This window comes from Azomonas agilis (genome assembly GCF_007830255.1).
GTDB classification, from domain to species: domain Bacteria; phylum Pseudomonadota; class Gammaproteobacteria; order Pseudomonadales; family Pseudomonadaceae; genus Azomonas; species Azomonas agilis.
This window is the reverse complement of record NZ_VLKG01000004.1, coordinates 13,874-36,216: the sequence shown is the minus strand read 5'-3', so window position 1 is coordinate 36,216 and position 22,343 is coordinate 13,874. Positions and strand designations below refer to the sequence as shown.

At 47.9% G+C, this 22,343-nt stretch carries 21 protein-coding genes; 17 read left to right on the top strand and 4 right to left on the bottom strand.

Features of this window, described 5'->3' with window-relative positions:
• Positions 1–423: 423 nt before the first annotated feature.
• The 13 genes from nifH to LX59_RS06435 all read left to right on the top strand — a co-directional run bounded on the left by nifH (position 424) and on the right by LX59_RS06435 (position 16,035).
• Positions 424–1,251, top strand: a complete 828-nt coding sequence (gene nifH / locus LX59_RS06495; RefSeq protein ID WP_144571043.1) for a nitrogenase iron protein — start codon at positions 424–426, stop codon at positions 1,249–1,251.
• A gap of 41 nt (positions 1,252–1,292) precedes the next feature.
• Complete coding sequence (gene anfD / locus LX59_RS06490; protein WP_144571042.1) at positions 1,293–2,849, top strand: nitrogenase iron-iron protein, alpha chain; 1,557 nt, start codon at positions 1,293–1,295, stop codon at positions 2,847–2,849.
• A gap of 22 nt (positions 2,850–2,871) precedes the next feature.
• Positions 2,872–3,273 (top strand): Fe-only nitrogenase subunit delta, encoded by a 402-nt coding sequence (anfG, locus tag LX59_RS06485; RefSeq protein WP_144571041.1) that lies wholly within the window; start codon positions 2,872–2,874, stop codon positions 3,271–3,273.
• A gap of 14 nt (positions 3,274–3,287) precedes the next feature.
• Positions 3,288–4,676, top strand: a complete 1,389-nt coding sequence (gene anfK / locus LX59_RS06480) for a Fe-only nitrogenase subunit beta (RefSeq protein ID WP_144571040.1) — start codon at positions 3,288–3,290, stop codon at positions 4,674–4,676.
• Positions 4,677–4,834: 158 nt separating this feature from the next.
• Positions 4,835–5,578 carry a Fe-only nitrogenase accessory protein AnfO gene (anfO, locus tag LX59_RS06475; protein ID WP_144571039.1) on the top strand — a complete coding sequence of 248 codons (744 nt, stop codon included), beginning with the start codon at positions 4,835–4,837 and terminating at the stop codon, positions 5,576–5,578.
• Positions 5,579–5,619: 41 nt separating this feature from the next.
• On the top strand, positions 5,620–6,171 hold the full coding sequence (locus LX59_RS06470; protein ID WP_144571038.1) for a gamma-glutamylcyclotransferase family protein: 552 nt from the start codon (positions 5,620–5,622) through the stop codon (positions 6,169–6,171).
• Between the two features lie 217 nt (positions 6,172–6,388).
• On the top strand, positions 6,389–8,611 hold the full coding sequence (gene katG / locus LX59_RS06465) for a catalase/peroxidase HPI (protein ID WP_144571037.1): 2,223 nt from the start codon (positions 6,389–6,391) through the stop codon (positions 8,609–8,611).
• A gap of 180 nt (positions 8,612–8,791) precedes the next feature.
• A complete protein-coding gene (gene serS, locus LX59_RS06460) occupies positions 8,792–10,072 on the top strand; it encodes a serine--tRNA ligase (RefSeq protein ID WP_144571036.1) in 1,281 nt (426 codons plus the stop codon).
• Positions 10,073–10,074: 2 nt separating this feature from the next.
• A complete protein-coding gene (gene cysG, locus LX59_RS06455) occupies positions 10,075–11,454 on the top strand; it encodes a siroheme synthase CysG (protein ID WP_144571035.1) in 1,380 nt (459 codons plus the stop codon).
• Positions 11,455–12,062: 608 nt separating this feature from the next.
• Positions 12,063–13,550 (top strand): polyphosphate:AMP phosphotransferase, encoded by a 1,488-nt coding sequence (pap, locus tag LX59_RS06450; RefSeq protein WP_144571034.1) that lies wholly within the window; start codon positions 12,063–12,065, stop codon positions 13,548–13,550.
• Positions 13,551–13,623: 73 nt separating this feature from the next.
• Positions 13,624–14,052: a protoporphyrinogen oxidase HemJ gene (hemJ, locus tag LX59_RS06445; protein ID WP_144571033.1), complete on the top strand. Its 429-nt coding sequence runs from the start codon at positions 13,624–13,626 to the stop codon at positions 14,050–14,052.
• A gap of 79 nt (positions 14,053–14,131) precedes the next feature.
• Entirely contained in the window at positions 14,132–15,301 is a 1,170-nt protein-coding gene (locus LX59_RS06440; protein WP_144571032.1) for an OpgC family protein, read from the top strand.
• A 29-nt stretch (positions 15,302–15,330) separates the two neighbouring features.
• Positions 15,331–16,035: an SGNH/GDSL hydrolase family protein gene (locus LX59_RS06435; RefSeq protein ID WP_170234341.1), complete on the top strand. Its 705-nt coding sequence runs from the start codon at positions 15,331–15,333 to the stop codon at positions 16,033–16,035.
• A 68-nt stretch (positions 16,036–16,103) separates the two neighbouring features.
• Here LX59_RS06435 and LX59_RS06430 read toward each other — a convergent pair whose 3' ends face one another.
• Complete coding sequence (locus LX59_RS06430; RefSeq protein WP_144571030.1) at positions 16,104–17,498, bottom strand: class II fumarate hydratase; 1,395 nt, start codon at positions 17,496–17,498, stop codon at positions 16,104–16,106.
• Between the two features lie 99 nt (positions 17,499–17,597).
• Here LX59_RS06430 and LX59_RS06425 point away from each other — a divergent pair, with 99 nt between their 5' ends.
• The 3 genes from LX59_RS06425 to LX59_RS06415 are packed head-to-tail and all read left to right on the top strand — an operon-like array spanning position 17,598 to position 18,998.
• Complete coding sequence (locus tag LX59_RS06425; protein ID WP_144571029.1) at positions 17,598–18,098, top strand: DUF2059 domain-containing protein; 501 nt, start codon at positions 17,598–17,600, stop codon at positions 18,096–18,098.
• Between the two features lie 12 nt (positions 18,099–18,110).
• Positions 18,111–18,404, top strand: a complete 294-nt coding sequence (locus LX59_RS06420) for a BolA family protein (RefSeq protein WP_144571028.1) — start codon at positions 18,111–18,113, stop codon at positions 18,402–18,404.
• A gap of 45 nt (positions 18,405–18,449) precedes the next feature.
• Entirely contained in the window at positions 18,450–18,998 is a 549-nt protein-coding gene (locus LX59_RS06415; RefSeq protein ID WP_144571253.1) for a DsbA family protein, read from the top strand.
• Between the two features lie 11 nt (positions 18,999–19,009).
• Here the strand turns inward: LX59_RS06415 and LX59_RS06410 are convergent, their stop codons facing one another.
• Both LX59_RS06410 and LX59_RS06405 read right to left on the bottom strand, forming a co-directional pair.
• A complete protein-coding gene (locus LX59_RS06410) occupies positions 19,010–20,017 on the bottom strand; it encodes a FecR family protein (protein ID WP_144571027.1) in 1,008 nt (335 codons plus the stop codon).
• On the bottom strand, positions 20,014–20,607 hold the full coding sequence (locus tag LX59_RS06405) for an RNA polymerase sigma factor (RefSeq protein ID WP_144571026.1): 594 nt from the start codon (positions 20,605–20,607) through the stop codon (positions 20,014–20,016). Before LX59_RS06405 ends, LX59_RS06410 begins: the two co-directional genes overlap by 4 nt.
• Positions 20,608–20,726: 119 nt before the next feature.
• On the opposite strand from LX59_RS06405, the gene LX59_RS06400 reads away from it, so the two are divergent.
• Positions 20,727–21,626 (top strand): ATP-binding protein, encoded by a 900-nt coding sequence (locus LX59_RS06400; protein ID WP_144571025.1) that lies wholly within the window; start codon positions 20,727–20,729, stop codon positions 21,624–21,626.
• Here LX59_RS06400 and LX59_RS06395 read toward each other — a convergent pair.
• On the bottom strand, positions 21,623–22,303 hold the full coding sequence (locus LX59_RS06395) for a glutathione S-transferase family protein (RefSeq protein WP_144571024.1): 681 nt from the start codon (positions 22,301–22,303) through the stop codon (positions 21,623–21,625). The two genes, LX59_RS06400 and LX59_RS06395, sit on opposite strands and share 4 nt — an antisense overlap.
• Positions 22,304–22,343 lie beyond the last annotated feature (40 nt).

Sequence of the window (22,343 nt, the reverse complement as noted above, 5' to 3'; positions counted from 1 at the left end):
AATGTTCTAGGTGGTTCTATGTTCTTTATTGTTTTAGTCTGTGCTCTTTAATACTGGGCTTTATAAATTTACGTCCTTTGAATAGTAAAACTAGAAAAATACTAAACCGGTAAATTTACTGAATGCTCAATTGATGTGATTGCTTGGGTAAATATAAACGATTTTGTTCAGAGTACATATTTGGATGGTTTTATAAAATGGAGCTAAAAATAAAATTCATGTATTTCAATAAAATAGATTTATTTTTTAATTTAATGGCTTTGTTTTAGATTCTTTTATTTCTCTGTTAAAACTTGGCATATGCATTGCTCTATATAAAAACGTCACCAAGTTAATTTGGCTGAGCATCACTCCGGTTCAGGTGATGATCGGACAATGTCTCATGTGTTCTTGATGAGTTTTTAATAGAGGAGCTGTACTCATATGACTCGCAAAGTAGCTATCTACGGAAAAGGCGGTATTGGCAAATCCACCACTACCCAAAATACAGCCGCTGCTCTGGCTTACTTCCATAATAAGAAAGTATTTATTCATGGCTGCGATCCTAAAGCAGACTCCACCCGTTTGATCCTCGGTGGTAAGCCTCAGGAAACCCTGATGGACATGCTGCGTGACCGTGGTCTGGAAAAAATCACCAACGAAGACGTGATTAAAGTCGGCTTTATGGACATTCAGTGCGTTGAGTCTGGTGGCCCAGAGCCAGGTGTTGGTTGCGCTGGCCGTGGTGTAATCACGGCCATTGACCTGATGGAAGAAAACGGTGCCTACACTGAGGATCTGGACTTCGTGTTCTTTGACGTACTGGGTGACGTAGTGTGCGGTGGTTTCGCCATGCCCATTCGTGACGGTAAAGCGCAAGAAGTGTACATCGTAGCTTCTGGCGAAATGATGGCGATCTACGCGGCCAACAACATCTGCAAAGGCTTGGTGAAATACGCCAAGCAAAGTGGTGTGCGTCTGGGCGGCATCATCTGCAACAGCCGTAAAGTAGACGGTGAGTTGGAGCTGATGATGGAGTTCACGGAGGCTCTGGGCAGCCAGATGATCCACTACGTGCCTCGCGACAACATCGTGCAGAAAGCTGAGTTCAACAAAAAGACCGTTACTGAGCTGAACCCTGAAGAAAATCAATCCAAGGAATACGGTGAGCTGGCGCGTAAAATCATCGAAAACGAGCAATTCGTTATCCCTAAGCCGCTGACCATGGATGAGCTGGAAGAGATGGTTGTTAAGTACGGCATCGCTGACTGATTACCTGCTCACTTACCACTCTTTATTAAAGGAGATGCGTTATGCCGCTTCACGAGTTTGAGTGCAGCAAGGTTATTCCTGAGCGCAAGCAGCACGCGGTCATCAAAGGCAAAGGCGAGACTCTGGCTGATGCCCTGCCTCAGGGATATCTGAACACCATCCCCGGCTCTATCTCCGAGCGTGGTTGCGCCTACTGCGGTGCTAAGCACGTCATCGGAACTCCCATGAAGGATGTAATTCACATCAGTCATGGCCCTGTAGGTTGCACCTATGACACTTGGCAAACCAAGCGTTATATCAGTGACAATGACAACTTCCAGCTCAAGTACACCTACGCTACGGATGTGAAGGAAAAGCACATCGTATTCGGTGCTGAGAAGCTGCTGAAGCAAAACATCCTTGAAGCCTTCAAAGCGTTCCCGCAAATCAAGCGGATGACCATTTACCAAACCTGCGCCACAGCGCTGATTGGTGATGACATCAATGCGATAGCGGCTGAAGTGATGGAAGAGCTGCCCGAAGTCGATATCTTCGTATGTAACTCTCCCGGTTTCGCAGGCCCCAGCCAGTCTGGTGGTCACCACAAAATCAACATCGCGTGGATCAACCAAAAAGTAGGTACGGTTGAACCCGAAATCACCAGCGATTACGTGATGAACTACGTCGGTGAGTACAACATCCAAGGCGACCAAGAAGTAATGACTGATTACTTCAAGCGCATGGGGATTCAAGTACTGTCCACCTTCACCGGTAACGGTTCGTACGATGGTCTGCGTGCCATGCACAAAGCCCAACTGAACGTACTGGAGTGTGCTCGCTCTGCGGAGTACATCGCTAACGAACTGCGCGTTCGTTACGACATCCCACGTTTGGATATCGACGGCTTTGGTTTCAAACCGCTGGCGGACTCCCTGCGTAAAATCGGTATGTTCTTCGGTATCGAAGACCGCGCTAAGGCCATCATCGACGAAGAAATCGCGCGTTGGCAGCCTGAGTTGGACTGGTACAAAGAGCGCCTGATGGGCAAGAAAGTCTGCCTGTGGCCAGGTGGTTCTAAGCTGTGGCACTGGGCTCACTGCATTGAGGAAGAAATGGGCCTCAGAGTGGTATCGGTATACACCAAGTTCGGTCACCAAGGCGACATGGAAAAAGGCATCGCACGGGTTCAGGAAGGCACTTTGGCCATCGACGACCCGAACGAGCTGGAAGGCCTAGAGGCTTTGGAAATGCTCAAGCCTGACATCATCTTCACCGGCAAGCGTCCAGGCGAAGTGGCTAAGAAAGTGCGTGTTCCTTACCTGAACGCCCATGCTTACCACAACGGTCCGTACAAAGGCTTCGAAGGTTGGGTACGTTTCGCGCGCGACATCTACAACGCCATCTATTCCCCGATTCACCAACTGTCGGGCGTAGATATCACTAAAGATGACGCACCTGTTTGGAATACCGGCTTTAGTACCAGCCGCATGCTGTCCGATAGTGTGCTGAGTGACGAAGTGCGCAATTCCACCACCCTGCGCCAGTACAGCGGCGGATTCGACAGCGTGACCAAGCTGCGTGAGCGCGAGTACCCCACATTCGAGCGTAAAGCCAGCTAACGTCCAGCCGAGGAGATGATCCATGAAAAGCGCTTCCGCCTCTGCTGCGGTAGTTAAACAGAAGGTCGAAGCTCCTGTGCATCCTATGGATGCACAGATTGACGAGCTGACCGACTTCATTATGAAAAACTGCCTCTGGCAATTTCACTCCCGCTCTTGGGATCGTGAGCGCCAGAATGCAGAAATTCTGAAGAAAACCAAAGAGCTGCTGTGCAGTGAGCCCGTAGATCTGAGTACGCCTCATGATCGCGTTTATTGGGTGGATGCGGTCTGTATGGCTGAGGATTTTCGGGCTCATTACCCTTGGATCAACGGCCTGTCCAAGGACGAAATTGCCTCAGTGATGCAAGGACTGAAAGACCGCATCGACTATCTGACCATTACCGGCTCGTTGAACGAAGAGCTGACTGACAAACACTATTAAGAGGGGACTTGATTATGTCCTGCGAAGTTAAGGAAAAAGGACGGGTTGGCACGATCAATCCCATCTTTACCTGCCAGCCGGCCGGTGCTCAGTTTGTCAGTATCGGCATCAAGGACTGCATTGGTATCGTGCACGGCGGACAAGGCTGCGTCATGTTCGTACGCCTGATTTTCTCCCAGCACTACAAGGAAAGTTTTGAGCTGGCTTCCTCCTCGCTGCACGAAGACGGCGCTGTATTCGGTGCGTGCGGACGGGTAGAAGAAGCGGTTGATGTGCTGTTGGCTCGTTATCCGCACGTTAAAGTGATCCCTATCATCACCACTTGCTCTACCGAAATCATCGGTGATGACGTGGATGGGGTGATCCGCAAGCTCAAGGACGAACTGCTGGCTGAGAAGTATCCCGATCGGGAAGTACACCTGATCGCCATGCACACTCCGAGCTTCGTGGGTAGCATGATCAGCGGCTACGATGTAGCCGTGCGTGACGTGGTTAAGCACTTTGCTAAACGCACCACGCCTAGCGAAAAAATCAACTTGCTGACCGGCTGGGTGAATCCGGGTGATGTCAAAGAGCTGAAACACCTGCTCAAGGAAATGGACATCCAAGCTAACGTGCTGTTTGAGATCGAAAGCTTCGACTCTCCGGTTATGCCCGATGGCAGTGCGGTTTCCCACGGCAACACCACCATTGAAGATCTGATTGATACCGGCAATGCCCAAGCGACCTTCGCACTGAACCGCTACGAAGGCACTAAGGCTGCTGAGTATCTGGAAAAGAAATTCAAGATTCCTGCGGTGATTGGCCCAACTCCAATTGGCATCCGTAACACCGATACCTTCCTGCAAAACCTGCGCAAAGTGACGGGCAAACCTATCCCTGAGTCTTTGTCTCGTGAGCGTGGTGTGGCCATTGATGCGCTGACCGATTTGACCCACATGTTCTTGGCCGATAAGCGTGTAGCCATCTACGGTGCGGCTGACTTGGTGATTGGTCTGGCTGAGTTCTGCTTGGACTTAGAGATGAAGCCTGTACTGCTGCTGTTGGGCGATGACAACAGCAAGTATGTGGATGACGCTCGTATCAAAGCCATCCAAGAAAATGTCGATTTCGATATGGAAATCATCACCAATGCGGATTTCTGGGAGCTGGAAAACCGCATTAAAAATGAAGGGCTGGAGCTGGATCTGATTCTGGGTCACTCCAAAGGCCGCTTCATTTCCATCGACTACAACATCCCCATGTTGCGCGTTGGCTTCCCAACCTACGATCGTGCCGGTCTCTACCGTTACCCCACCGTAGGCTATGGCGGTGCAATTTGGTTGGCTGAGCAAATGGCTAACCTGCTGTTCGCTGATATGGAGCACAAGAAAAACAAAGAGTGGCTGCTAAACGTTTGGTAAGGATCGTTTAGGGTTTGTAGTTCTTGTGTGGCTGGGCAGCACCGAGGTTTCGGTGTTGTCCTTTGAGCTATCCATGTGTCGTTTTGTGCATTCGCTCGCGCCTGTAGGCTGAATACACTTTTTTAATGATACGAGCAGGTTGGATATACGAGGCCTCTATGAAAATTGCGGTATGTGTGGATTCCAACGGAAATATGGCGGGCCTGTATGCAGGTGCAAGCCTCCATCTGTATGAGCGTGAACAGGAAGCTTTGTGGCAACTCACGCGGCAAGTTCCCATAAATATCTCTGCCGAGATGGATATAGCGGCTGTTAAAAATGTCCTGTACACGGCGGTAGCTGAGTTAGAGGGCTGTAAAATCCTGCTCTCAACTGAAGTACGGGGTTTGCTGTACTCCATCCTGCAAGAGGAAATGGGGTTTACCACTTGGAAGTCCAAAGGCGATTTGCAAGAGCAGCTCAACCAAGTGGCCCAGAATGATCCCAGTTGGGTGAAGCAGTTAGCTGAAGCAGCAGCTGAAGCCAAACGCTTAGCTGAAGAAGCCCTCGCCAGTTGTTGTGGTGGCGGTGGAGTGGGTGGAAGAAAGAAACGCTCCTCATCTTGCTCAGACAACGCAACCCAGCTCCCACAGCCTGAATGCGTGGCAGAAGGTCTATATCGCTTCGATCTTGAAGGCACTCTGGCCAAGCACGAGCACTTTAACTCTCAACAATTGTTGATTCCCTTCTTAGAAAATACTCGATTCCAAGAGCTTGAGGTCTTATGTGGCCACGTTCCGCGCTGGCTCAACAAGAAGCTGGAGGAGCTCAGCCTAGTAGCCGAATTTGAGGAGCTGAATGGCTCCAGAGCGGCATTGAAGATTCGTATCTTGCCTAAAGAAGTTGCTGAAGCGGCGCACTGAATATCTCAACGCTTACCCTCAATGATGAATAAGGAGTTTTTATGGGCGATGCTCTCGATGATCACCTGTTGTATTTTGCTTATGGCCCAGACATGAACCCTGAACAGATTTCATCACGTTGCGATGAACCCAAGGTTTTTATGGTGGCTCACCTACCTGAATATGCCCTCAAGTTTTTTGGCTATGCCGATCGCTGGGACGGTGGTTTAGAAAGTGTGGTGGAGTCTCCCGGCGATAAAGTGTACGGCGTGCTGTACAAGGTTAATTATAGCGACGCGGACTATTTAGATGCCTGTCAGGGTGCTCGCTTAGATGGAACCGGCCCTTATTTTCAGTTTCCTGTAGAAGTGATCGGTGAAGATGGAAAGACTTATTCGGTCTTTACCTACAAAAAATCCACCTTAGGGCAAACCACGCTCCCAAGTAGCGGTTACGTGGATTACATCGTGGCGGGTGCGGTGGCTTGTGGTTTGCCTCAAGACTACATTGAAGCCCTGAAAGCGACTGAAAATAAGCACACCACAGAGTCTTTACCCAGAAAGACGGACATCAGCAAGGTGCTTGTCGGCGGACATGCCTGTAACTGCGGTTGATTAGTCTGAGGATGGATGGGTGCTGATCTAAGGCATCATCACCTGTCCTGCCCATCCTTATCAGGCTATTAGTTTTTCTGATCTATCTTATAAATTTAAATTACCTCCAGCCCCGACAATTGCGACTTAACTAAAGTATAGGCCAACGGATTTCCTTGGCTGTAGGGACTGTATTCCTCTACAAAATGGCAACAATAAGTGAGGATAGGTAAGCGATATGATTAGAACAATAACGCCCCTTTTTTCCGCTATTGCGCTGATATCACTGGCTTTACACGCCGGTTCTGTCGCCGCAACCGATAAGGCTATGACTACCAATCAATTTTGGTGGCCTGATAAGTTGGATCTCTCCCCGCTCAGGCAACATGGAATAGCCTCAAATCCCTACGGCAGTCACTTCGATTACGCCAAACAATTCAATACGCTGGATTTAGACGCGGTTAAACAAGACCTCAAGCAAGTTTTAACCACCCCGCAGGATTGGTGGCCCCCAGACTATGGCCATTATGGCCCTTTCATTATTCGGATGGCGTGGCACTCAGCCGGTGTGTACCGAATCTTTGACGGTCGTGGCGGGGCTAATGGTGGCCAACAGCGCTTTGAGCCCCTAAACAGTTGGCCGGATAACGTCAGCTTGGATAAAGCCCGCCGTTTATTGTGGCCAGTGAAGCAAAAATACGGCAGCAAAATCTCTTGGGGTGACCTGATGGTGCTCTCAGGTAACGTAGCCCTAGAGTCGATGGGCTTTAAAACCTTCGGTTTTGCCGGCGGCCGGATAGACGATTGGGAAGCTGAGCGCGTCAACTGGGGTAGCGAAACTAAATGGCTGGATGACAAACGCTACAGCGGTAACCGAGAGTTAGCTAAGCCATTGGCAGCCGTGCAGATGGGCCTTATTTACGTCAACCCAGAAGGCCCTAACGGTGTGCCTGATCCACTGTTAGCCGCCAAAGACATTCGCGATACCTTCGGTCGCATGGCCATGAATGATGAGGAAACTGTAGCGCTGATCGTAGGCGGGCATACCTTTGGTAAGGCCCACGGTGCCCACAACCCCGAAAAATGTTTAGGCCCAGATCCTGCCGCTGCGGGTATTGAGGAGCAAGGATTTGGCTGGAAAAACACATGCGGTAAAGGCCACTCCGAAGACACCATCACCAGCGGCCTTGAAGGTGCTTGGTCGGCAACACCCGTTGCTTGGAGTACCCAGTATCTGGATAACCTCTTTGCTTTTGATTGGGTAAAAACTAAGAGCCCTGCGGGGGCTACTCAGTGGATTCCTGCCAACAACCAAGCCGCCAATCTTGTCCCAGATGCCCATGATAAAACCAAGCGGCATGCGCCTATTATGTTCACCACGGACTTAGCCCTGAAGGAAGATCCGGCCTACCGCAAGATTGCCCTGCGATTTAAGGAAAATCCGAAAGAGTTGGAACAGGCGTTCGCTAAGGCTTGGTTTAAATTAACCCATAGAGATATGGGCCCTAAAGCACGGTATCTGGGTAAAGAGGTGCCTAAAGAGGTGCTGATTTGGCAAGATCCTATCCCAGCTTTGGATCATCCCGTATTGAATGCGGAGGAGATTGCCAGCCTAAAAATGAAGATTCTGGCTTCAGGTTTAAGCGTATCGGAGTTGGTAAAAACCGCTTGGGCTTCTGCTGCCAGTTTCCGAGGTACAGATATGCGGGGTGGTGCTAACGGTGCGCGTATCCGTTTGGCTCCGCAAAAGGATTGGACGGCTAATAACCCTAAAGAGTTGGCTGAGGTATTAAAAACGCTGGAAGGGGTTCAAAAAGACTTCAATAGCTCATTAAAAGGCGGCAAAAAGGTTTCACTGGCCGATGTCATCGTATTGGGGGGCAATGCAGCCATCGAGAAAGCGGCTAAGGATGCAGGGATGAACATTGAGGTGCCATTCCAACCCGGACGTATGGATGCCAGCGCAGAGCAAACCGATGTGGCTTCATTTGCGGTCTTAGAGCCTACGGCGGATGGCTTCCGTAACTACTATGCTCAAAATAACCCCATGTCTCCGACTGAAAGTTTGATTGAGCGAGCTAGCATGCTGAGCCTATCGGTACCTGAAATGACTGTGTTGGTGGGTGGTATGCGGGTACTGAATGCCAATAGTGCTGATAGTCCGCACGGAGTATTCACGGCTAAACCGGGGGTTTTAAGCAATGATTTCTTTGTAAACCTGCTGGATATGTCTACCCAATGGACTAAATCTGAGCAGCAGCCGGGCCTTTATGCGGGCACTGACCGTAAAACAGGCCAACCTAAATGGACGGCCACTTCGGTGGATCTGATTTTTGGCTCACATTCTGAGCTGCGAGCGGTCGCTGAGGTTTACGCAGCGCAAGATGGCCAAGAACGCTTTATCAAGGATTTTGTGCAGGCTTGGAATAAAGTGATGAACTTGGATCGCTTTGATCTGTAATGCTGGTGCACTTTACTGAATCTGACAGCAGCTCATAGAGGGTTGCTGTCGGATTTGCAGGAATCCCCTCTAAATCTTCCTACCGCTGCAACGGCATTCAATCTAGGGCAGGTACTCGCTAAACTGATAAGCTAACCGTAGTTTTTATCGCTTAGCTGACTTATAAGACGAGAATGCCCCATGCTTGACTCAAAACTGGTGCGTACCCAAGTGCACGAGGTTGCTGCTCGACTGGCTACCCGTGGGTTTGTTTTGGATGTTGCGCGCATCGAGGCGCTGGAAGCTCAGCGCAAAGCCGTGCAAACCCGCACTGAACAGTTACAGGCTGAGCGCAATGCCCGTTCCAAAAGCATTGGGCAGGCGAAGCAGCGCGGAGAAGATATTGCCCCTCTGTTGGCTGAAGTGGATCGTATGGGTTCTGATTTAGACTCCGCCAAGCGTGAGCTGGATCAGATTCAATCGGATTTGGATGGGCTGATGCTCAACCTGCCTAACTTGCCCCATGAGTCAGTGCCTGTGGGTAAGGATGAGGCAGATAATCTGGAAGTTCGCCAATGGGGAACACCGCGTACCTTTGATTTTGAGGTCAAAGATCATGTGGCTTTAGGTGAACAGCAAGGTCATCTGGATTTTAATGCCGCCATTCAGTTATCCGGCGCACGTTTTGCGGTCATGCGTGGCCCTATCGCCCGTTTGCATCGCGCTTTGGCTCAATTCATGCTCAATTTGCACGTTACTGAGCACGGATATGAAGAGGCTTATACACCCTATTTGGTGAAAGCCTCTGCTTTGCAGGGTACCGGCCAATTGCCGAAATTTGAAGAAGATCTGTTCAAGATCCAGCGGGATCAAGAAGCCGATTTATATCTGATTCCTACGGCAGAAGTATCCTTAACCAACTTGGTAGCGGATCAAATTCTGGATGCTAAAACCCTGCCATTAAAGTTCGTGGCTCATACGCCTTGTTTCCGCAGTGAGGCGGGGGCTTCTGGGCGGGATACCCGTGGCATGATTCGCCAGCATCAGTTCGATAAGGTCGAGATGGTACAGATCGTCGAGCCTAGCCAGTCCTTTATCGCCCTTGAGTCTTTGACCGGTAATGCGGAGCGTGTACTGCAATTGCTGGAGCTGCCTTATCGCGTGCTGGCACTGTGTACTGGAGATATGGGGTTCGGTGCGACCAAAACCTACGATTTAGAAGTCTGGATTCCCAGCCAGAATAAATACCGCGAAATTTCCTCATGCTCTAACTGTGGAGACTTCCAAGCGCGGCGTATGCAAGCTCGTTATCGGAACCCTGAAACTGGAAAAGCTGAGCTGGTGCATACCCTCAATGGTTCTGGTTTAGCCGTGGGTCGTACCCTCGTAGCCGTGCTGGAAAATTATCAGCAAGCGGATGGCTCCATCCGTATCCCTGAAGTGCTGAAGCCCTATATGGGTGGCTTAGAGGTAATTGGCTAAGCATGGAGTATTTACCGCTGTTCCATAACCTCAGGGGTCGCACGGTATTGGTGGTGGGCGGCGGCGAAGTTGCTTTGCGTAAAGCCCGCCTGTTGCTTGAGGCGGGTGCCTGGGTACGGCTTATAGCACCTTCTGTGCTGCCCGCTGTGCAGGAGCTATTGCAAGACCAGGGACAGGTGCATGTCCGTGCCTATGTGGTGGATGACCTTCAGGGTTGTAGTTTGGTGGTGGCTGCTACGGATGATGGCCCGCTAAATACTCAAGTATCAGCCCAAGCCCAAGCGCTAGGAATTCCTGTGAATGTTGTGGATGCTCCGGCCCTATGCAGTGTTATTTTTCCGGCTATTGTTGATCGCTCTCCCTTGATGGTAGCGGTCAGCAGCGGGGGGGATGCTCCGGTATTGGCCCGTTTAGTCCGTGCGCGTCTTGAAACCTTGATCCCTGCGGCTTACGGACACTTGGCTGAGCTTGCCCGACGTTTCCGAGCCCAAGTGAAAGCCCGTTTTCCTGAGGTGAAGCAGCGCCGTATTTTTTGGGAAGAAGTGTTTCAAAGCGACATATCCGAGCGCGTCTTTGCAGGGCAATTGGATGAGGCCGCACAACAGCTCTTGGCTAAGCTAGAGGGCGTTAAAAATCAATCAGTTGGAGAGGTTTATCTGGTGGGGGCTGGCCCCGGTGATCCTGATCTTCTGACCTTCAGGGCTCTGCGCTTAATGCAGCAGGCTGATGTAGTGCTGTATGACCGTTTGGTCAACCCAGCTATTGTGGATCTCTGTCGGCGTGACGCGGATCGTCTGTATGTGGGAAAACAGCGCTCTGAACATGCGTTGCCTCAAGAGGAAATCAATCAGCAGTTGGTGCAACTCGCTATGCAAGGAAAAAGAGTGCTGCGTCTAAAAGGCGGGGATCCCTTTATCTTTGGCCGAGGCGGTGAGGAAATCGAAGAGCTGGCCGCTTACGGAGTTCCGTTCCAAGTCGTTCCCGGTATTACCGCTGCCAGTGGCTGTGCAGCCTATGCCGGTATTCCCTTAACGCATCGTGATTATGCTCAGTCTGTGCGTTTTGTAACGGGCCATCTTAAGGACGGTACCTGCAATCTGCCTTGGGCTGAATTAAGTGTATCTGGGCAAACGTTGGTCTTTTATATGGGTTTGGTGGGCTTGCCAGAAATCTGTCAGCAGCTGATAGCCCATGGTCGAGCCGCGACTACCCCTGTAGCTTTGATACAGCAGGGAACGACCCCCGACCAAAAGGTATTATGCAGTACGTTAATGGAGCTACCTACTCTGGTTACGCAACACCCTGTTAAGGCTCCCACTCTATTGATTATTGGTGAAGTGGTTCAGTTGCGTAGCAAGCTGGCATGGTTTCAAGGCAAGTGATGTTAAATAGATGTCTTTTATTGTATCTATAACTACATAAATACGCTCTTTTTTGTAGGTAAAACCCTACATTTTTTGTAGGTAAAATGCTGATTGCTGTGTCGGAAACGGATTGGCTTTTTATCTATGTTATTGTTTTATATGATTAATTATTTTATGTATTGATGCTAGGGCCTTTTGGCCAAACCTTAAAACTGTGATCTCTGTCATTGCAGAGACATATAAAATCTTTATTATTAAAAACGTGGTCAGGGATAACCGGGTGAACAGGAAAGTTCACTGTATCAGGACTCCATAAAGGATTTGGAGTGGTCAGGATTGACTGTAGGATATAAAGGGAACATGGAAGTATAGGGCGGAGTTTCTCCGCCCTATTGTCTTTTATGAAGCCTATTTTTCTGCTTGAAAGTCAGAAAGCCATTTCTTCCTCAGAGCTTAGTTCTGCTGGTGTGTTCTAAGCAGGCCGCTTACAGCTTACTCATTAATCTGTGATTAAATTCCCGTGCTAGATCGCCAGGCTGGTGCTTAGGTTGATTTCTGCATTAAGGTGGCACACTGAACCTTGTGTGCTAGTCGAGGGTCATACCTTGGCTTCTGAGGAGTTTTTAATGTTTGAGTCTGCTGAGTTAGGCCATGCCATTGATAAGCATATTTTTGAAACGCAGGTTCCCGTCTTGCGTGAGGCTTTATTAGAGGCGCAGTACGAATTAAAACAACAGGCTCGATTTCCGGTTCTGATCCTCATTAATGGTGTTGAGGGGGCAGGTAAGGGCGAGACGGTTAAGCTACTGCATGAGTGGATGGATCCTCGCTTAATTCAAGTAAGTACCTTTGATTGGCCAACCGATGAAGAGTTAGCACGCCCACCCGCATGGCGTTATTGGCGACAGTTACCTCCCAAAGGCCGCATGGGGATTTTTTTCGGTAACTGGTATAGCCAGATGCTCCACAATCGAGTTGAAGGCAATATTGATAATACAGAGTTGGATCAACTCATTGATCGCTCCATGGTTATGGAGCAGATGCTGTGTGATGAAGGCGCTCTGATTTTCAAATTTTGGTTTCATCTCTCCAAGCGGCAGATGAATGCACGCTTGAAAGAGTTAAAAGACGATCCTCTGCACAGTTGGCGTATTAGTCCGCTGGATTGGAAACAGTCAAAAATCTACGATAGGTTTGTACGACATGGGGCACGGGTTGTACAACGTTCTAGCCGAGATTTCGCACCTTGGTATGTGATCGAGGGGGTAGATCATTATTACCGCAGCCTATCAGTGGGTAGGATTTTGTTAGATGGCCTACAAGCGGCTTTAAAGACCCAGCAAAGGCGCGTACCTCAGCCACATACAGCTCCCTTAGTCTCTAGCCTGAACCAAAAACGCTTACTTGATAGCCTCAATTTAACGCAGAGTTTAGAAAAAAGTTTATACAACCAACTCTTGGCAGCAGAACAAGCTCGTTTAGCATCCTTAATGCGTGATAAACGAATGAAGAAACATGCGTTGGTAGCTGCTTTTGAAGGCAATGACGCTGCGGGTAAAGGAAGTGCTATCAGACGAGTCGCGGCTGCTTTAGATCCGCGTCAATATCGCATTGTCCCTATTGGTGCCCCAACGGATGAAGAACGAGCTCAACCCTATTTGTGGCGTTTTTGGCGGCATATTCCGCCACTCGGCCGCTTTAGCATCTTTGATCGCTCTTGGTATGGGCGCGTTTTGGTAGAGCGTGTTGAGGAGTTAATCGACCCGGCAGACTGGCTGCGTGCTTACAGTGAAATCAACGATTTTGAAGAGAGTTTGACCCGATCAGGGGTAGTCTTGCTTAAGTTTTGGTTGGCTATCGACCAAGATACACAGTATCAACGCTTTAAAAAGCGGGAGGAAATTCCCTTTAAGCGTTTTAAGATTACCGAAGATGATTGGCGTAATCGAGAAAAATGGGACGCTTACATTGATGCCGTAGAAGATATGGTAGAGCGAACCAGTACCGATAAAGTGCCTTGGATTTTGGTTGAGGCTAACGATAAGCGCTTTGCGCGTGTAAAGGTACTGCGGGCTTTAAATGATGCCTTAGAGAAGGCTTTTGAAAAGGATTAATACAGCAGAAAAAACCAAATCAAGGCATTCTTTGTGCCTGGTTTATTACAGATGAATGTATAAGGATTCTGATATGCTGTACCTTTGGTTAAAAGCATTACACATTATTGCCATGGTGTGCTGGTTTGCTGGGCTTTTTTATTTACCTCGTTTATTCGTGTACCACGCGATGGCTGAAGATAAGCCAAGCCGTGAGCGTTTTTGCATTATGGAGCGCAAGTTATATAGGGGGATTATGATGCCTTCTATGATCGCTACCCTAGTCTTTGGTTTGGCTATTGTGAAAATAAACCCTGCTTTTTTTTCGATGGGGGTTTGGTTGCATATAAAGCTGCTTTTAGTCGCATTGTTATTAGGGTATCACTTTATATGTGGGCAGATGGTCAAAAAGTTTGCACAAGAAAATAATACACAAGGGCATATTTTTTATCGTTGGTTTAATGAAGTGCCCGTATTGTTTTTATTGGTTATAGTTATTTTGGTGGTGGTTAAGCCGTTTTAATATCTTAAGACCAGCCTGATTAGGGCTGTTAGGCTGGTTAATTTAAGGTTTCGATTTTTTATTTAATAGTGTGTATTTTATGAAAAGCCTGCCGGAAGCTACTGTTAATAAACCTGCTAGGGATTTACGAATTGATGTGGTTCGTGGTTTGATATTGTTAATTATATTTATTAACCATATGCCGGGCAATATTATATCTCAATATACACCTTATTATTTTGGATTCTCAGATTCATCAGAGGTTTTTGTGCTTTTGGCAGGAGTGTCTGCGGTATTGGCTTACGGTCGTCTTATTAATCAGCGTGGATTAGCTGTAGGTGTTTTACGGATTGTTGCACGGGTCTGGACTTTGTATGTTGCGCACTTAATGGTGTTTTTAATCGCTTGCGGGGTTATATTCTTTGCTATTAGCAAAACACAAAACCCCCTTTATGTTGAGGTAATCAACATTCAGCCGTTTCTGATTGATCCTGTCAGTGCATTATTAGATGTTTTGACTTTAGTCTATCAGCCCAGCTTTTTGAATATCATACCTTTATACATAGTGCTACTTGCTGTATTTCCATTGGTTTATTGGTTAGTTCGTATTCATCCTATTTTTGGGTTGTTGGTTTCTTTAAGCATTTGGCAAGCAGCAGTACATTGGAGCCTTAATTTTCCTGATCGTTTTGGAGGTGGCTGGTTCTTTAATCCTTTGGCTTGGCAGTTGGTTTTTACTTTTGGGGTTTTGATCGGCCATGCTATGGATCAAGGATATATATTAATTAAATCCCGATTATTAACAGCGCTTGCCATACTTGTAGTATTAGGATTGGGGTTTATTAAAACCTACACAATGGGCTCTTTAAATTGGCCGTTGTTTGAGCACTGGGTTGATGTTATTCATTTAAGTAATGATAAAATGAATCAATCCGTGGTGCGAATTGTCCATCTTTTAGCGTTAGTTTGGATTTTTTGTAGCTTGATATCAAGCCACGCTTTGTTTTTACGCTCTTGGGTCTGCCGAGGTTTAGCCAGCATGGGGCGACATTCTTTGGCCGTTTTCTGTGTTGGAACGGTTTTATCCATTATGGGCCAGATTTTGATGGCAGAAACCGCTTATAGTCTTGAGATGCAGCTTATTATTTGTATAACTGGCGGCACCTTATTGTTTGGGTTAGGAGCCTTTCTGTCATGGTATCAATCACTGCCAGGGTTGGGAGGGGCGCGTCGTACTTTGCCCTTAGCTCCTGTGCTGTCCAAGCCTTAGTATTAGCATCAGTTTTTTTTAGTGGTGCAGTGGTTGCGGCTGAGTCAGGCGATGTTGATTTTGCTTATGAGTGTCGTAATTGGTTAGGAAAAGCAGAGGAAACCTTTAAGCCTTCATTTCCTACTACAGCGCGTGAGTTTAGAGAACACAATGCACTAAAAATTGTGGTTTTAGGGTCTTCGACTACTGAAGGGGCTGGGCCGGACTCAAACGATGGCAGCTATCCAGCCGCGCTTGCTCAGGAGCTACAAGATGCTTTGCCTACTTATAAAGTTGTGGTGGTGAATAAGGGGATTGGTGGGCAGACTGCTTACGATATGCTCCAGCGTTTGGATGAAGATGTTTTAGAGGAGCGTCCTACTTTATTGATTTGGGATACGGTGGTTATGGATATGTTGGTCAATACCGGGCGAGACCGTTTGGCCAGAGTATTACGAAAGGGCATAGAGCAAGCTAAGGCTGCAGGTATTGATGTAGCTTTGATGGACTTGCCTTGGTTTCCACGTCAAGAGCGCTATCCGCACTATCAGCAGTATAGATCAATGCTGCTTAGTTTGGCGCAGCGTATGAATGTCCCCATTATTCCACGCTATGAGCTGATGAAAGCTATGGCTTTATCAGGCGATTTTGCCTTACCGGAATTTGCAGGCCCAGACATGCTACGTTTAACCGAGAAACATAATCAGTGTTTAGCAGTACTAATTTCTAACGGTCTGCTAAAAAACAACCACTAAAGTCTTGGGATGTTTATTAACGGCTGAGCTTTTGGCTCAGCCGTGTTGGTAACAGCACACAGCATGGGTTAACCAGATTGTCCCGCTTCAAGCATTTTTTCAGGCCGCACCCATTGATCAAACTGCTGTTCGCTTAGGTATCCTAACTGTAGGGCTGCCTCTCGCAATGTTAGGTGTTCAACGTAGGCTTTTTTGGCAATCTCGGCGGATTTGTCGTAGCCAATGTGAGGATTGAGTGCGGTGACCAGCATTAAGCCGCGCTCCAGATATTCCTCCATTTTTTTAGGATCAGGCTCCATTCCCTCAATGCAATGCAGGTTAAAATTGTGACAACTGTCCGCTAGCAGTCGGATGGACTGCAGTAAGTTGTAAATAATAACGGGCTTGAAGACGTTGAGTTGAAGCTGGCCTAGGCTTGCCGCAAAGCTAAGCGCTGCATCATTTCCCATAATTTGGCAGGCCACCATAGATAGGGCTTCACACTGGGTTGGGTTCACTTTACCCGGCATAATGGAGCTACCTGGCTCATTAGCAGGTAAGCGGATTTCAGCAAATCCTGCGCGCGGGCCAGAACCCAGTAACCGTAGGTCATTTGCCAACTTCATCAGAGTAGTTGCTAGCGCTTTTAACGCTCCTGATAGATTAACCAGCGGTTCGTGTCCTGCTAGAGCTGCAAACTTGTTAGGCGCGGAAGTAAAGGGGAGACCGGTAAGCATGGCCAGCTCGTGGGCGATGGCTTCCCCGAAACCAAGAGGGGCATTAAGCCCTGTACCCACAGCAGTGCCTCCTTGAGCTAACTCATAGACTGGAGTGAGTGCTCGTTGAATGGCTTGTTCAGATCCCTTCAGTTGGCTGACAAAGGCCGACAGCTCTTGGCCAAAGGTAATGGGGGTTGCATCCATCAAGTGGGTGCGGCCTGTTTTTAGCTGGTGTTTATACTGCGTGGCCTTGGCATCTAAACCTTCTATCAATTCAGCCAATGTGGGCAGTAAGTGATGATGTATAGCTCTCACGGCTGCGATATGCATCGCAGTGGGGAAGCAGTCATTTGAGCTTTGAGCAAAATTTACATGGTCATTGGGGTGTACCGGTTTTTTACCCCCGCGTTCGCCAGTCACTATCTCGTTAGCGCGACCTGCAATCACCTCATTTACGTTCATATTCGTTTGAGTACCACTACCGGTTTGCCAAACTAGGAGTGGAAATTGAGTGTCATGTTGGCCCGTTAGAATTTCATCTGTGGTTTGCTCAATCAATTGAGCCACCTGTGGAGGGATGAGTCCTAAGCGGGCATTGATGCGAGCGGCTGATTTTTTGATCAGTACTAGGGCGTGGATGACCTCCAAAGGCATGCATTGATCACCAATAACAAAGTTACTCAACGAGCGCTGGGTTTGTGCTCCCCAGTAAGCATATTCTGAGACTTCCACCGTACCGAGACTGTCGCTTTCAATGCGGACCATGATTATTCTCCTTCAGTCGGGGTATCTAGGCTCCGTATTCACCTTGAGCCTAACAAGGGGTAAGCGCACAATGCAGTCTTTGTCCCCTAGGGTTTTGTTATGCGTGTTATCCAGCAGAGTCTTATTGCTGTATTGGTAGTTCTGTTTAGTGTGCAAGTGAAGGCTGATGCTGCTAACCATGCGGCCAATGCAGAGCGTTTATTAACCTTGACCAATGCACAGCATCTTGCTACTCCAGTATATGCCCAAGTGCAGCAGATGTTTGCTAAAGGTTTTGCGGAAGCGAAGGCGGCCAATAATCAGCGTGTTGTGTTAGAGCGCTATCAGGCTAAAGCGAATGCTACCTTGGATAAAGCCATTGGTTGGGATCAGTTAAAGCCCAGTCTGGTTAAGTTGTACATGGACGAGTTCACCGAGTCAGAACTAAAACAAATGGTGGATTTCTACCAGTCTGATTTGGGGCGCAAGATGTTGGCACGCTTGCCTGAATTAAATCATCGTTCAGCACAAATGGCCCAAAGCCGCTTGGAGGGTATTGCCCCCGAGGTTAATAAGTTGCTAGATGAGATGGTGCTTGAGCTGAGTCCTAAGAAAAAGTAACGGAGAAACATTATGTCTCGGCGTGAACATCTGCTCTCGGCACTACAGGCGCTTAACCCACAGTATATTGATCTGGTCGATGAAAGCGATGGCCACGCCAATGGCCATGAGTCCCATTATAAATTGACACTGGTTAGCCCTAAGTTTGTTGGTCTAAACCCTGTGCAGAGGCATAGGGTTGTGTACGCAGCTTTGGGGCATTGGATGTCAAAAATACATGCCCTAGCTATCCATGCTTACACTTTGGAGGAGTGGAGCGCTCGTAGCTCAGCTCCTGAATCCCCAGTGTGTGCTGGAAGCCATTAGGGTTATTTTTCTTTGCCTTGTTGTCTGTTTTAGGAGATTCACATGCTGGCCCGTCGTTTAATTTATGTTATGGACCCACTGTGCTCCTGGTGCTTTGCGTTTATGCCGGTATTGCAAAGGCTAGCCGAGATTGCGGAGGCAGAAGGTATGTCTCTACAGATTGTTGCAGGTGGTTTGCGTCATGAAGGTGAGAAGGGAACAGGTTCTATTGAGCTGACCATCTATGATAATGAGCCACCATGCCGAGCCATCGTCAGTGCTCGCTCTTTGGATCCAAGCAAAGTATTGCCTTTTGTGATTCAGCTACAACAAGGCTTTCATTCAAAGGGTATGGATATCATGCGCCCTAACCTGTTGGTTAAGTTGGCTGAGCGCGTAGGTTTGGAAGCAGCGCAGTTTGCGCAACTGTTTGACAGTGAGGAAATGCGTAACGCGACCTTAGATGACTTCCACTGGGTTGAGAATTTAGGCATTGCGGGTTTCCCAACACTACTGGCTGAAGCTAAGGGACAATTGGCTCTTCTGACCAACGGTTATCAGCCTTTAGAGCAGCTTGAACCCTTACTCAAGCGTTGGCTGGTGCAGAATAAATGAGTTCAGTCATATCAGTGCAATACCATCAAATGCCCTAGAAACTCTTGTTTTTGAAAGCCTAAAACGGCTTGCAATGCTTCCAAAGCTGCTTGAGGGTTTTGGCTGGGGAAGGTGCCTGATACCTGACGTTCAGCCAATGACTGATTTAATAACAAAATACGGCCGGGGTAATAAGGGCTGAGGCGTTTAATCACCTCTTTTAAAGGGACTTGATAAAAGCTAAGCCAGCCCATCTGCCAGCTTTTTACAGCTTCTACATCGACGTTATAAGGTAGACTGGCCATCCTGTGCTTTAAAAGTGTTTGCTGTCCCGGATGCAACGTAATGGCTGCTTGGTGTTCTGCATATCCTTGTACGCTGACTTTCCCTTGAGCCAAGGTTACACGGATTTGCTCACCCTCTTGGCGAACTTCAAAATCAGTGCCTAAAACCCGAACCTCACCTTGATGAGTTTCCACAATAAAGGGTAGGTTTGGATTAGATTTAACTCGTAGCCAGACAGCGCCACGTAATAATTTTAGACGGCGTTGCTGAGCATCTACATAAGCCACCAAAGCCGTATCAGCATCCAAGGTTAAATGGGAACCATCTGATAAAGATACTTCGTATAATTTGTTTTCAGTTAAATAATTAGCTTGCCAATCATCCAACCAATTCTCTGGATTCCCACTCAATCCAACCCACAACATCAACAAAATACTGGCTGCACTGGCTAAGGCAAAGCTAGCATAGCGAAACCTACGACCTTGATTTGCTACCCTATGCGTTTTTTTAATCAGCCCTAAAAGAGCAACATCCTTTTGAGCCAAAGAATGAGCTGGAATGGCTGTCATATACCATACAGTTTCTGCTTTAGCGTATAGATGAGGATGTTGAGGATTTGCCGCTAACCAATCTAAAAATGCCTCATCCTGATCCAATAGAACCTTCGAGCCTTTGTGGTGTTGCATTACCCAACGCCAAGCCTCTTGTTCTGAGCAAGATAGATCGGAAGCGGGAGAAGAAAGCGATGAGTTCATGAACGAGGATTCCCTGATGGAGCAGCAAAGTCCGAATACTGCTGTTCCAGACAAGCCTTACAAGCATTTAAGGCGCGCATCATATGTTTTTCTACGGCACTTTGGGATAGGTTCATACTGTATGCAATATCTGCATAAGTACAACCATGAACACGGTTAAGCAAAAAGATTTGCCGAGTCCGCTCTGGCAAGGCCTGTAGTGCACGTTCTATATATTGCAGTTCTTCGCGTGCCTGTAAAGCATGATCAATGGAGCTTGTTTCTGGAAGGTCATACAGATGTTCTAAATGATCTAATGATCTTAGCCGTGCTTGTTCTGCCCGCAGATGATCTATGGCCAGATTACGAGCACTACGCATTAAATAGCTGTCCAAGGCTTCTATAGGTTGTTTGGGACGCTTCCAAAAGCGCAAAAACAAGTCTTGAATCAGATCTGCTGCGGTTGCTTTACAACGTACTCGGCGTTGTACCAACGCTTCCATTTGTTGCCGACGAGCCATAAAAATGCGCAAGAAATCCTCCTCTGACGGGGTAGAATGTTCGCCGTTGTTGTCCGCACTAGGAGCGGTAGGAGATTGAGACTCGGGCATAGGATAGACGCGATAAAGCAGTCGGAGTCGGAATGCTATCAGATGATAATACTTATCATATATACCCAATACTCCAACCAGCTAGTGTGTTTACCCAGACGAGATCAGGAAGACACCTTATGAGTGCTGAGTTAAGCCTTTTTTTGCAAAAAGCCCAACACGTGCTTGAACGTTTGGAACCACTCTTGCCTAAAAAGCACGGTACACCCGATTGGTCACAGGTTTTAGCCGCTCGTTGGCAACCTGATGCTCAGGGTGGTTATCTGGCTCCTCTAAGCGTTAATTTAGCTTTGGAGTTGGAAGATTTGTTAGGCATTGAACGTCAACGCAGTATTTTGACCGCAAATACGCAACAGTTTATCCAAGGTTTTCCTGCTAACCACGCTTTACTCTGGGGAGCGCGAGGTACAGGAAAATCTTCTCTTGTTCGTGCTTTACTTGCCCGTTTTGCTGTTCAGGGACTGCGCCTGATTGAAATTGAGCGGGATGCTTTAACCGATTTACCGCGCTTAGTAGCTTCCTTAGGGCAAGACAATGCACGTTGGCGTTTTATTGTCTTTTGTGACGATCTATCTTTTGAAGCAGGAGAGGGCGATTATCGTGTTTTGAAATCCGTTTTAGACGGATCTTTAGAACAAGCTCCTGATAATTTACTGCTGTATGCCACTTCAAACCGTCGTCATTTGGTGCCAGAAAAAAGCTCAGACAACGATCATTGGCAGATGGTAGAAGGAGAGTTGCATCCTAATGAAGCGGTTGAGGACAAGATAGCTCTATCTGATCGTTTCGGTTTATGGCTATCTTTTTATTCCTTTAGCCAAGACCAGTATTTGGATGCAGTGCGCCACTGGGTAAATCAATTAGCCAAAGCCTCTAGCCTGAATTGGATTTGGAATGATTCGGACGAAAAAGAGGCGCTCCGTTGGGCTTTGGGGCGCGGTAATCGTAGCGGACGCTGTGCCTATCAGTTCGCCCGCCACTGGGTTGGTGTAAAACTATCGGAGCAGAAGGGTGTTTAGCCTTTTTTACCTACAGCAGCATACAGGCCTTCCAAGATTGCTTGCTCGCTGCTGAGCACTTTACTAAAGGATGGGTGAACTTTAGTGCGTGCATGGAGTGCGTCTAAAGCGGGCCAGCAATTGGCATCTAAAGATTCACCTGCATATTCTAAACTGATGAGTTGGCAGCTAAGGGCAATATCAGCCATGCTCAGGGTTGAGCCAACCAGATAATTGCGTGTGCCTAACTGCTGCTCCAGATAATCAAAGTGTGGGGGAAGCTTTTGAGTTAAGGCCAGCTCTATAGCCTGCTCATCACAAGGCTCACCTCGGGCAGGGCGAAGCAGTCTATTGACGAAAATACAAAAGGTAGTTAAAGGCGCTAACTCGTAATCGGCATACTTTTCAAACCAGCGTATCTTCGCAGACTCTTGAGCATTAGTACCGTATAACCGAGGGGTTTGCGGATATTGGTCTTCCAAATACTGACAAATAACACTGGAGTCTGCTAAAGACACCTGCTCATCCCGAAATCCGGGAATTCGCTTTAAGGGGCTAATATCCTGATACCCGTCTGGGGTGTTAAAGGGCATGACGATTTCTAGTTGATAATCTAAGCCCTTTTCATGTAAGCACACCTGAGTTTTACGTACAAAAGGTGATAGAGGTGCGCCATATAGCGTTGCTTGAGAGGACATGAAAAACTCCAGAATGCTGCTGAATTTAGTTCAGCATAGC